This is a genomic window from Neobacillus notoginsengisoli (assembly GCF_003515685.1).
GTDB classification, from domain to species: Bacteria; Bacillota; Bacilli; order Bacillales; family Cytobacillaceae; genus Bacillus_D; species Bacillus_D notoginsengisoli.
The window spans coordinates 267,432-279,837 of sequence record NZ_QWEG01000003.1 but is presented as its reverse complement, the minus strand read 5'-3'; the positions used below and the strand labels follow the sequence as shown (position 1 = coordinate 279,837).

Here is a 12,406-nt window from a genome sequence, read left to right as displayed (position 1 = left end):
GGTCTTTTTTCCAAAAGAGCCTTTGCCGGACGGCAGGGGCTCTTTCTTTGTGAATGCCAATCAATGGTTGGCGGGTATCATATAGGGTATAGGAAGGCCTAGATGAGCTTTGCAGACCTAGAGGAAAAAATTACTGCATGAGTCAACAAGGAGGAACTGAACAAGATGGAGTTATTTTCAATGGAATTTTTGACTGCCCTCATGGCAATTGTCATGATTGATCTCGTACTGGCAGGGGACAATGCGATTGTTATCGGACTAGCTGCCAGGAAATTGCCCAAAAACCAGCAGAAAAAAGTCATTATCTGGGGGACATTCGGGGCAATCGCCATCAGGGCAGCAGCCACTCTCATAGTGGTATGGCTGTTAAAAATACCAGGCCTGTTACTGACCGGTGGAGTTTTGCTCATCTGGATTGCCATAAAGCTTCTAACAGAAGAGAAGGGCCATGAAGTAAAAGCAGGAGAAAGTTTCTGGGCGGCCATTCGGACAATCATTATAGCCGATGCGCTGATGGGACTTGATAATGTTCTCGCAGTGGCGGGCGCCGCGCAAGGAGACTGGGTACTTGTCATCCTCGGCTTGCTGATTTCAATACCGATCGTTGTTTGGGGAAGCACATTAATCTTGAAATGGGTAGACCGGTTCCCTGTTATTATTACGATCGGCGCGGCGATACTTGGATGGACAGCATCCAAAATGATTGTAAGTGAGCCATTTTTGAAACAGTATTTTGCCAATCCGTTCATAAAATATGGATTTGAACTTGTAATTGTTGTGGCTGTCATTTTGATCGGCAGAATGATTAATGCGAAGAGAAAAAATGTTGAATAAGCTTAGTGAAACAGCGAAAGAAGGGGCCATTCGGACAGATTGGTTCCTTTTTTTGAGGGTAATCTAAAAACAAACACGTTTAAATCAGGTAAGGAGTAATACATTATGCAGGAAATCATGAATGCCTATGAAAACGCAGTTCAAAATACAAAGTATAAAATAAAGGAAGATATAGCCGTCTATATGGAGCAATTGAAGGACATACCGGCTCTAGCGGATTATCTAAAAGATCGTTCTCATTATATCGAGCCTTTATGGTTAAATGTATGGCTCAATAAAGTAACGGCTGCTGTACCGAAAAAGGTTAAGAAGGAATATTTGCAGGAACGTGGATTTGTTACTGAAGGTGTTGATAGGAAATTAATCAACCGCCTTTTCAGAAATGAGATGAGATCGTACAAGCCATTTGCCGCAGTGGATTGGTTTTTAGAAGAAATGCATGAACAACCTGAAAAATGGGCAGAAATTTACGAGTTGGCAAAAACCCGATTAAAGGAGCGGGAAGAAGCCCAAAAACTGGAGAATGCCCGAATGGAGCTTTTTGGTTCAATTACCTGTTTGACAGCGGGACTGCTTCAGGACCATGAACGGCTTTTGTTTTTAAAGACAAGGCATGCAGTTGCTAAAAAACTTGTAGAGGATATGAGGACGAAGCAAAGGTTCAAACAAATTGACACGTTTATGCTTGAAGAAAAGCTGCAGGAATTGGGGGCTTTTAAACCCGTGGATTACTACCGTGTCAGCGATTTTCTGAAAGAGTTGACTGGGAGCATCCATAAAAGCAGTCATCATGGACGAAGGTTTTATGAATATGAAACATATTACTTTCCGTATGAACATTTGGTTAGCGTAACTGTTTTAAAAAATGCCTCCAAGCTGATTTCTGAAAATCTGCCTGAAGGGATCGAAAGCGAATATTTCCGATTTGATGGCGATGCTGACAAGGATGAATTCCTGTCCTTGTTTATCGCCGATCAGGCAGAAGAGTTGGCGATTTCTATCATGGGGAAAATTGAGGAGGAGTATATGTCCGACTTGATTGAATTGGCGCCAGTCCCATTTGACATTGAAACCCATCAAGCTATTTATGAGGCGGATTTGGCAGATAGAGAAAAAAAGCTTGCCGCTGAAAAGGCTGAGGCTGAAAGGAAGGCTGCGGAAGAGCAGAAAATGCTCGAAGATGTGTTTGGAAGAGAATATAAGCCAACTGCCAATAAAGCAGTCAAATACGTCCTTCATATTGGTGAAACCAATACCGGTAAAACCCATCAGGCTCTTGCCGCCATGAAGAAAGCGGAAAGCGGTATTTATTTGGCTCCCCTCCGTCTGCTTGCCCTCGAAGTTTATGACAGGTTGAATGGGGAAGGGGTTCCTTGTTCATTAAAGACGGGGGAGGAAGAAAAGCTTGAAGCTGGCGCAAGCCATATTTCGTGCACAGTTGAAATGTTTCATGAAAAAGATGCATATGAAGTTGCTGTCATAGACGAAGCACAAATGATTGCGGACAGGGATCGCGGTTTTTCTTGGTATACGGCCATCACGAAGGCCAATGCAAAAGAAGTCCATATTATCGGCAGTAAAAATATTAAGCAAATGCTCATTCAATTGCTCGGCAGTTCCGAATACGAGCTAATCGAATATAAGAGAGATGTGCCGCTGAAGGTTGAAGAACAGGAATTCACATTAAAAAAAGCGAGGAAAGGGGATGCCCTAGTCTGCTTCTCCCGTAGACAGGTTCTTGCGACTGCGGCAATCCTGCAGAGCAACGGCCATAAAGTCAGTATGATTTATGGAAGTATGCCTCCGGAAACCCGAAAAAAACAGATGCAGCTTTTTCTCTCAGGCCAAACATCATTGATTGTTTCTACCGATGCAATCGGCATGGGCTTGAATCTGCCCATCAGAAGGATCGTCTTCCTGGAAAACGAGAAATTTGACGGAACTTCCAGAAGGAGATTAACTTCACAAGAGGTTAAACAAATTGCCGGAAGGGCAGGGAGGAAAGGGATATACGACCAAGGCAGGGTGGCGTTTGTTTCTGAAATACCAAAAATGAAAAAATTGCTGGAAGCAGAAGATAAGCCTGTCGAAGTATTTGCGATTGCCCCTACCACTTCGGTATTTGAGCGTTTCCATAAATATAGCCGAAGCCTTGGAGACTTTTTCGAATTATGGGAAAAATACACGAGCCCAGAGGGAACCAAAAAGGCAGAACTCACCGAGGAGCGGAGCCGCTATGAAATCATCGAAGGAACGATGATCGAAACGAAGTTCCCAATGATGGAGTTATATGGTTATCTTCATTTGCCTTTTTCAGCAAGAGAACCTGAATTGACAGAGCAATGGCTTCAAACGATGGAAGCCATTTCCGAGGGAAGGGAACTGCCTGAGCCGGAATTGAAAGATCGAAATCTTGAGGAAATGGAATTGGCGTACAAATCAATTGGCCTTCATCTCTTGTTTTTGTACAAGCTTGCGCGGAGGACTGAAGCAGTTTACTGGGAAAGGCTGCGGGAACAAGTAAGTGATCGTATTCATGAAGAACTTAAGGACGTAACGAAAAGCCATAGCAAAAAATGCCGGATTTGCAAAAAAACATTAAGGAATGACTTTCGGTATTCAGTATGTGATGATTGCCATTCACGGCAAAATAAAAGAAGAAACCATTTTAGGCAGAACAAAAGAAAGCCTGGCAAACTCTAAAAATAATGAGCAAAACCGAACTTATGTTCGTAAAATGTAGAAATATATGTTATAATTAAGATAATCGGCGGTTCTTCAAGGGTGGACATAAGCACTCCCAGCGAAAGGGGGTGATGCTTAATGACGGTTTTTCAAGGAATGATGCTCGCAATTTCGTTCGCTAGCCTAATTGTGGCAGTAATGTCTGTAAACCAAAAAAAATAACCCACCCTTGAGCCGGCAAGCATAAGAGGCGGGTTTTTGCTTTATTCCCGATTCCACTTCCGGGGAACCGTCGGTCAAGTGCCGGACATGCTGCAACATGGCCGGCACTTTCATTGTCTCATTTAGTTCATTATACCCGATTTTGGCCAAAAAGAAAATAGTGGAGCATTTTTTGGGGTGAAAATAGGCTTTTTTGGATAAGTTTGTTCATTTTACAACTGGCTGGCTTCAGCTTCCACTTCCACTTTATTTGCCTTATTCCAGCTAAGCTCTTTTCCGGACTTTTTCTTCACTTCAGCAATAAATTGTAGAAGTGACCCCATAAATGCCCCTTCATCTTTTTCTATGATTCCTTCATGCAATCGTTTTCCGCTGCTTCCCTTAAATGGACTGCCCAATTTCTTGTTTGCATTAAAAATTGTTTACCTAATTGTTGATTTTCCTACTCAAACCCTCCAAAAAAGAATTCCTTTCTATCAATCTATTTTTTCAAGCAGTAAATACGAAGGATGTTGAAACAAAAAACAATATTCAATTTCCACCTTTTTATTAATTGGATTATGTAAGCGCCACCAACCGTTTTTTACATAAAAAAATCAGAATACTAAGGTTTTTTAAAGGTTTTCTCCCATCAAATGTCGAAAAGGCTTTAGAGAATGTTTATACAGGTAAATTTTCGGAAACTAGAATATTACTGAGGATAGGCAGGTGAATAGGATGGTTTTTCATCCAACTGAGTTCCAGCTTCATTTGTTTCATGAAGGGGCTTTATTTAAGAGCCATGAATTATTTGGCGCCCATGTCATAAGCGAAGGCGGCAGGACATATACAAGATTTTGTGTGTGGGCTCCACATGCCTCCGAGGTAAGGCTCGCAGGAGATTTTAATGACTGGGAAGGAAATGGGTTCAATTTTGAAAAAGTCAATAAGGAAGGGGTTTGGCTTTTCGTTGCCGAACAGAATTTAACTGGGTCTCTCTACAAGTATGAAATTATCACTTCTTCTGGGGAGAAGAAGCTAAAGGCTGATCCGTATGCATTTTATTCAGAAATCAGGCCTAATACCGCCTCTATCGTCCACTCACTTGGTGGATATAAATGGAATGACCGTTCCTGGATGCGTAAACGTGATAAAAAAGATTCCACATCCGAACCTGTCTCTATTTATGAGGTGCACCTCGGGTCTTGGAAGAAGGCTGAAGATGGCTCTTTTCTAAACTATAGGGAATTAGCCGATCAACTTGTGCCCTATGTACTCGAGCATGGATATACACACGTTGAACTCCTCCCTTTGACAGAGCATCCCCTCGATATTTCTTGGGGATACCAGACAACCGGGTATTTCTCCGTGACAAGCAGATACGGGACACCACATGATTTTATGTACTTTGTGGATAAATGCCACCAAAATAATATCGGCGTGATCCTTGACTGGGTGCCCGGCCATTTTTGCAAAGATGCACATGGGCTGTATAACTTTGATGGCGGTTATGCGTATGATTACCTGAACGAGCATGAGCGTGAGAACAGAGTTTGGGGTACAGCCAACTTTGATTTGGGAAAAACAGAGGTTAACAGCTTCCTCATTTCAAGTGCCATCTTCTGGCTCGAGAAGTACCATATTGACGGATTCAGAGTCGATGCCGTTGCCAATATCATCTACCGTCCAAATTCTGAAAGCGAGGTAAATCCGCACGGCATTACTTTTTTGAAAAAGCTGAATTCCGCGGTAGGATCCATCCGTCCCAACATCCTGATGATTGCAGAGGATTCCACGGACTGGCCTAATGTGACCACTACGCCAAAGCACGGTGGCCTGGGGTTTACATACAAGTGGAATATGGGATGGATGAACGACATGCTGAAGTACATGGAAACGGATCCGAACCACCGCAGATACCATCATAATAAAGTAACTTTTTCAATGATGTACGCTTTCTCAGAGAATTTTATCCTCCCCTTTTCTCATGATGAGGTTGTGCATGGGAAGAAATCTCTTCTAGATAAAATGCCGGGCGATTATTGGCAAAAATTCGCCCAACTCCGGCTGCTCTTAGGCTACCAAATTGCACATCCCGGTAAAAAACTGACATTTATGGGAACAGAATTAGGGCAATTTTCGGAGTGGAAGGATAAGGAAGAGCTTGACTGGCATCTCACCGATTACGAAATGCATGCAAAACTGAACTTATTCGTAAAAGAGTTAAACAAGCTCTATAAACGGTCAAAGCCTTTGTACCAACTCGATTCCACGCCGGAAGGGTTTGAATGGATTGATGCGAACAACCATCAGCAATCGGTTTTTTCGTTTGCGCGCAGAGGCACCAATGACGACGATTTCCTCGTCATTGTCTGCAACTTCACTTGGCATGCCTACACAGGCTACCGAATCGGAGTTCCCGGACTTGAAAGGTACCGGGAAATTTTGAACAGTGATTCCCTGGAATTCGGCGGTTCAGGAGTCATCAATAAAAAAGTCATTAAGGCTGAAAAGGAGGGTTTCCATGGCATGCCATTTTCAGTAGTCATGAATGTGCCGCCTTATGGAATCTCTATTCTTAGGCCTGTCAAAAAGAGAAAGGGGATAAATGCCAATGCAAAAGAAGAAGATGGTAGCCATGCTTCTGGCAGGAGGACAGGGGAGCAGGCTAAATTCATTGACAAAAGAACTGGCTAAACCGGGGGTCCCGTTTGGCGGAAAATATAGAATCATTGATTTTCCTCTAAGCAATTGTACGAATTCGGGTGTTTATACAGTTGGGGTGCTGACACAATATCAGCCGCTCGTGCTGAACAGTTATATCGGCATTGGCAGCGCCTGGGACCTTGACAGGATGGACGGAGGGGTTACAGTTCTTCCGCCCTACAGTGTCTCTTCCGAAGTAAAATGGTATGAAGGAACAGCCAGTGCCATCTATCAAAATCTGACGTATTTAAGGCAATATGACCCTGAATACGTTCTGATCTTGTCTGGTGACCATATTTATAAAATGGATTATGAGAAAATGCTTGACCATCACATAAAACACCAGGCTGACGTCACAATTTCTGTTATTGAAGTTCCTTGGGAGGAAGCGGATAGATTTGGGATTATGAATACGGATGAGAACGATAGCATTATAGAGTTCTCCGAAAAGCCAAAGGAACCTAAAAGCAACCTTGCATCAATGGGTATCTATATATTCAATTGGCGTATGCTTGAGGATTATTTGGAAAGAGACAATGAGAATCCCGAATCATCCCATGACTTCGGAAAGGATATTATCCCCCTTCTCCTGGATGAAAACAAAAAACTCGTTGCCTACCGGTTTAAAGGCTACTGGAAGGATGTCGGTACTGTCCAGAGCCTATGGGAAGCCAACATGGATTTGCTGGACGAAAACTCAGAGTTAAACCTTTTTGACCAGAACTGGCGCATCTATTCCGTCAACCCTAATCAGCCGCCGCAATATATCTGCCCGGAGGCTAAGCTGAAAGAATCACTAGTAAACGAAGGTTGTGTGATTGAGGGCGAGGTGGAGAAGACAGTCGTTTTCCAGGGAGTCTCGATTAAAAAAAGGGCTTCAATTAAAGAATCTGTTATCATGCCGGACGCAGTGATTGGCTCGGAGTGCGTCATTGAGCGGGCGATTATATCGCCTGGTATGTCAATCCCGGATGGGGCGGTCATAAAAGGGTATGACGGTGAAGCCATTCTCGTATCCGAGGATACAATTGATCAACTCTTGTCCAAATAATCCGCAGGGAGGGGCAGCAATTGAAAAAAGATATGCTTGGTGTCATTGATGCAACAACATTCCATAAAGACTTGGATGGACTAACGGTCCATAGGTCCGTCGCAGCTATGCCATTTGGCGGCAGATACCGCCTCATCGACTTTATCTTGTCAAATATGGTGAATTCCGATATTCAGAGCGTGGCGATTTTTTCAAAATACCATTACCGATCGTTAATGGATCATCTTGGCTCTGGGAGAAATTGGGATTTAAACAGAAAAAGGGATGGCTTATTCTTCTTCCCATCGACTCTGCATGACAAGCCGGTGACAGGAATTGGGCCGCTTGAAGACTTTGCCGCGAATATCGACTTTTTCACCCGAAGCAGACAGCCATATGCGATAGTGGCGAATGCCTATACCGTTTTTAACATGGACTTTTGCCCGATTCTAGATGAGCATATCGAATCCGGTAAAGATATTACAGAGATTATGAAGAACGGATCATCGCTGGGCATTTACCTCCTTAAAAGGGAGCTTCTCATTGAATTGATTGAAAAACGGGAGGTTACCGGCTATCAGACAATTCGGGACGCCTTGACAGACCTGAACAGCCAATATAGCGTCCATTATCATCAGTATGAGAATTTCGCGATCCAGGTTGATTCAATCCGGAGTTATTTTGAAGCGAGTAAAAGCCTTCTTAACCCGGCTATTTGGAATGAGTTATTCGCGAAGGAAAGGCCGATTTTGACAAAAGTGAAAGATGAACCGCCAGCAAGGTATACATCAACTTCCTCAGTCACGAATTCCATCATTGCGAATGGCTGCCATATAGAAGGGGTTGTGGAAAACAGCATCATAGCAAGAGGAGTGACAATTGGCAAAGGAGCAGTCGTGAAGAATTGCATTATTATGCAAAAATCCAAAGTCGGTGAAAACTCCGTGCTGGACCATGTTATTTTGGATAAGGATGTTCTAATTGAAGACGGAGTGGAATTGATCGCATCAGAGAAAAGCCCCAATGTCATCCGCAAAGGAAGGGTACAGGGAGTGTGGAATCACTCGTGAAGCTTTTGTTTGCAGTATCAGAATGTGTACCGTTTATCAAATCAGGGGGCTTGGCGGATGTTGCCGGGTCGTTGCCGAAGGAATTAAAGAAACTGGGCTTTGATGTAAGGGTCATGCTCCCAAACTATTCGCTTATTCCTGAGGAATACAAATCTAAAATGAAAAAAGTGGCCGAACATACGGTAACTCTTGGCTGGAGGAATCAATACTGCGGAATTGAAGAGTTGGAGCATGATGGAATCATCTATTATTTTGTCGATAATCAGTATTATTTTTTCCGGAGCCAAATGTATGGTGACTATGATGAAGGGGAAAAGTTTTCATACTATTGCAGGGCTGTCCTGGAAAGTATCGGACAGCTTGGCTTTTTTCCGGATATCATTCATTGCCATGACTGGCATACGGGAATGATTCCGTTTCTTCTCAACCAGCAGTATAGGCATCGAGATGGCTACAAAAACATCAGGACCGTATTTACGATCCATAATCTGCAGTTCCAGGGGATTTTCCCAAAAGTGGTGATGAATGATTTATTGGAACTGGATGATCGGTACTTTACTCCAGATCAGCTGGAATACTACGGAAATATTAATTTTATGAAAGCCGCGTTGATTTCCGCCGACAAAATTACAACGGTTAGCCCTACATACAGGGAAGAAATCAAGACCGAGTATTTTGGCGAAGGGTTGGACGGCGTCCTTCGGATGAGGAGCCGGGATTTGGAAGGCATTGTGAATGGAATCGACAATGAGCTTTATAATCCGGAAACGGATCTGTTCCTAGATGTTCCATTCTCTTCTGAGAACCTTGAAGCAAGGGCGAAAAATAAACTTGCAATCCAGAAACAGTTCGGCCTGCCTGAAGATAGCGGCGTCCCTCTAATGGCAATGGTGACAAGGCTAACGAAACAAAAGGGCCTTGAGCTGGTCAGAGGGGTTTTCCACGAGATTATGGCAACCGGTGTCCAATTGATCGTCCTTGGTACCGGGGATCGGGAGTTTGAATACTTCTTCAGCCATATGAGCAGCCAATATCCTGGCCAGTGCAAAGCGTTTATCGGTTTCGATGAATCTTTTGCCCACAGGATTTATGGCGGGGCGGATTTGTTTTTAATGCCTTCGAAGTTTGAACCGTGCGGTCTGAGCCAGTTGATCGCGATGCGGTATGGGGCGGTTCCGGTTGTAAGGGAAACCGGAGGGCTGAATGACACGGTTAAATCTTATAATGAAATAACTGGCAGCGGCAATGGTTTTACCTTTACGAATTTCAATGCCCACGACATGCTGTTCACGATTGAAAGAGCACTCTCTTATTATAGGAGGGGGGAAGAATGGCGCCGCCTTGTGAGCAAAATGATGGAACTCGACTTCAGCTGGACACAGTCAGCATTGCGCTACCAGCAATTGTACAAAGAGCTTCCAAGAAGAGGTGATCCACATGTTTTCTAGTGTTCCAGAGTTTAAAGAAGCTTATATAAGAAAACTGGAAATGGCATACGGAACGAATTTTGAAGAAAGTAGCCGTAGGGAGCAGTTCCAGACACTTGGCATTCTGATTAGGGAATATGTCAGTAAAAATTGGATAAAAACGAATGAAATGTACCGGACTTCCGGCAAAAAGCAAGTTTATTATTTGTCAATTGAATTTCTTCTCGGCCGTCTCTTGCGCCATAATTTGATGAATCTCGGGGTTGAGGATGTTGTCGGCAAGGGACTGAAGGAACTTGGCATTGAATTGGATGACCTCGAGGAATTCGAGGCGGATGCGGGCCTCGGAAATGGCGGCCTCGGACGTCTTGCCGCTTGCTTTCTCGATTCGCTCGCCTCACTGAGCCTTCCGGGCCATGGCTGTGGCATCCGCTATAAGCACGGCCTTTTTGAGCAAACGATTGTGGATGGTTACCAGGTTGAGCTTCCTGAACAATGGCTGAAGCATGGGCACGTATGGGAAGTCCGCAAGGGGGATGAGGCTGAGGAAATCCCATTTTGGGGAGAAGTTGAAAGTACAGTTGAAAATGGCCGGCTTGTCTTTAAACATATCAATGCCGAAATCGTGACTGCGGTGCCATATGATATGCCTGTGCTCGGCCACCATAATAAGACTGTCAACACGCTCAGGCTGTGGGATGCGGAACCGTCGAAGTTCACGGCTAACACGGATATCCTTAAGTACAAAAAAGAGACTGAAGCAATCTGTGAGTTTCTATATCCTGATGATACGCATGACGAAGGAAAAATTCTTCGCCTAAAACAGCAATATCTTCTTGTTGCTGCAAGCTTGCGAGCGATCACCAAGTCGTTCAAGAAGAAAAACCGAAGCATACTCGAGCTCCATGAACATACAAGCATCCACATCAATGATACCCATCCGGCATTGGCAGTTCCTGAACTGATGAGGATCTTGATGGATGATGAAGGGCTTGGCTGGGACGAGGCGTGGCATTTAACTGTCAACACGCTTTCCTATACGAACCACACGACCCTTTCAGAGGCGCTGGAAAGATGGCCGGTTCGTATATTTAAGACATTGCTGCCGCGAATTTATATGATTGTCGAGGAAATTAACGAACGCTTTTGCAAGGGGCTTTGGGACAGGTACCCCGGCGACTGGAACAGAATAGAAAACATGGCGATTATCGCTCATGATGAAGTCAGGATGGCGCCCCTTTCGATTGTCGGCAGCCATAGCATTAACGGTGTGGCAAAGCTGCATACGGATATATTGAAGGAGCGGGAGATGAATCTTTATTATCAAATCTTCCCGGAGCGATTCAATAATAAGACAAATGGCATCACACATAGACGTTGGCTCATGAAAGCAAACCCGCGGCTGACGGACTTGATTACCGATTCGATCGGGCCAGACTGGGTTAACGATACAATGCAATTGGAGAAGCTCCTTCAGTTCAGAGACAGTTCATTCCTCGAAAAGATGGCCGAAATCAAGCATGGCAATAAGGAGCGGCTGGCGTCCCGAATTCTTGAAAAGACAGGCATAGCTGTTGACCCGCATTCCATTTTTGATGTCCAAGTCAAGCGGCTTCATGCCTATAAACGGCAGCTGCTGAACGTTCTTCACATTATGTATTTGTATAACAGAATAAAAGAAAATCCGCATTATGACATGTATCCAAGAACGTTTATTTTTGGCGCAAAAGCCTCACCGGGTTATTATTTTGCCAAAAAAGTCATTAAACTGATCAATAGTGTCGCGGACAAGGTCAATCATGATCCCGAGGTTAACAAAAAGATGAAAGTCGTCTTCTTGGAAAATTACCGGGTTTCACTTGGGGAGGAAATCTTCCCGGCAGCGGATGTGAGTGAACAAATTTCAACGGCGAGCAAGGAAGCTTCTGGTACAGGAAATATGAAGTTTATGATGAACGGTGCGCTGACGGTTGGAACACTTGACGGCGCTAACGTAGAAATCACAGAGCTCGTTGGCCGAGAGAACATATTCCTTTTCGGCCTAAGTGCGGCGGAAGTGCTGGAATACCAACGGAACGGCGGCTATCACGCCCAGGAATATTATCATTATGACCGCAGAATCAGGACAGTGGTCGATCAGCTTGTGAACGGATTTTTCCCTGATACGTACAATGAGTTTACGGAAATTTATGATTCGCTGCTTGCCTCTAATGACCAGTATTTTGTTTTCCGGGATTTTTCATCTTATGCTGATATCCAAGAGGAAATTGGCAGGCAGTTCGGCGATCAAACAGCGTGGAATAAAAAGAGCCTGATCAATATTGCAAAATCGGGATTCTTTTCAAGTGACCGGACGATTCTGGAATATGCGGATGATATCTGGCATGCGGAACCCGTTATCATTAAGTAAGTCTGTCTTAGAAAGGAAATCTTTTGCAGGTTTCCTTTTCTTT

8 protein-coding genes are annotated in these 12,406 nt (G+C 44.0%); 7 read left to right on the top strand and 1 reads right to left on the bottom strand.

What is annotated here, in order from left to right:
• Positions 1-165: 165 nt before the first annotated feature.
• Entirely contained in the window at positions 166-834 is a 669-nt protein-coding gene (locus D1B31_RS05990) for a TerC family protein (protein WP_118919835.1), read from the top strand.
• Positions 835-939: 105 nt separating this feature from the next.
• Positions 940-3,537, top strand: coding sequence for a helicase-related protein (locus D1B31_RS05985; RefSeq protein ID WP_118919834.1), 2,598 nt, complete (start codon positions 940-942; stop codon positions 3,535-3,537).
• Between the two features lie 416 nt (positions 3,538-3,953).
• On the opposite strand, the gene D1B31_RS24155 is transcribed toward D1B31_RS05985, so the two are convergent.
• Complete coding sequence (locus tag D1B31_RS24155; protein WP_158587478.1) at positions 3,954-4,103, bottom strand: hypothetical protein; 150 nt, start codon at positions 4,101-4,103, stop codon at positions 3,954-3,956.
• Between the two features lie 355 nt (positions 4,104-4,458).
• Between D1B31_RS24155 and glgB the strand changes: the two genes are divergently transcribed.
• The 5 genes from glgB to D1B31_RS05960 are packed head-to-tail and all read left to right on the top strand — an operon-like array spanning position 4,459 to position 12,363.
• A complete protein-coding gene (glgB, locus tag D1B31_RS05980) occupies positions 4,459-6,417 on the top strand; it encodes a 1,4-alpha-glucan branching protein GlgB (RefSeq protein ID WP_118919833.1) in 1,959 nt (652 codons plus the stop codon).
• Entirely contained in the window at positions 6,335-7,477 is a 1,143-nt protein-coding gene (locus D1B31_RS05975; protein WP_118919832.1) for a glucose-1-phosphate adenylyltransferase, read from the top strand. Before glgB ends, D1B31_RS05975 begins: the two co-directional genes overlap by 83 nt.
• Positions 7,478-7,497: 20 nt before the next feature.
• On the top strand, positions 7,498-8,526 hold the full coding sequence (locus D1B31_RS05970) for a GlgC family sugar phosphate nucleotidyltransferase (protein ID WP_118919831.1): 1,029 nt from the start codon (positions 7,498-7,500) through the stop codon (positions 8,524-8,526).
• A complete protein-coding gene (gene glgA, locus D1B31_RS05965) occupies positions 8,523-9,974 on the top strand; it encodes a glycogen synthase GlgA (RefSeq protein ID WP_118919986.1) in 1,452 nt (483 codons plus the stop codon). The genes D1B31_RS05970 and glgA overlap by 4 nt, the downstream gene beginning before the upstream one ends.
• Positions 9,964-12,363 carry a glycogen/starch/alpha-glucan phosphorylase gene (locus D1B31_RS05960; RefSeq protein WP_118919830.1) on the top strand — a complete coding sequence of 800 codons (2,400 nt, stop codon included), beginning with the start codon at positions 9,964-9,966 and terminating at the stop codon, positions 12,361-12,363. Before glgA ends, D1B31_RS05960 begins: the two co-directional genes overlap by 11 nt.
• Positions 12,364-12,406: the final 43 nt, after the last annotated feature.

What these genes read in the sequence shown, in the direction of transcription:
- D1B31_RS05960 (WP_118919830.1), top strand. Translation starts at nt 9,964, where the DNA reads ATGTTTTCTAGTGTTCCAGAGTTTAAAGAAGCTTATATAAGAAAACTG.
- glgB (WP_118919833.1), top strand. Translation starts at nt 4,459, where the DNA reads ATGGTTTTTCATCCAACTGAGTTCCAGCTTCATTTGTTTCATGAAGGG.
- D1B31_RS05990 (WP_118919835.1), top strand. Translation starts at nt 166, where the DNA reads ATGGAGTTATTTTCAATGGAATTTTTGACTGCCCTCATGGCAATTGTC.
- D1B31_RS05985 (WP_118919834.1), top strand. Translation starts at nt 940, where the DNA reads ATGCAGGAAATCATGAATGCCTATGAAAACGCAGTTCAAAATACAAAG.
- D1B31_RS05975 (WP_118919832.1), top strand. Translation starts at nt 6,335, where the DNA reads ATGCAAAAGAAGAAGATGGTAGCCATGCTTCTGGCAGGAGGACAGGGG.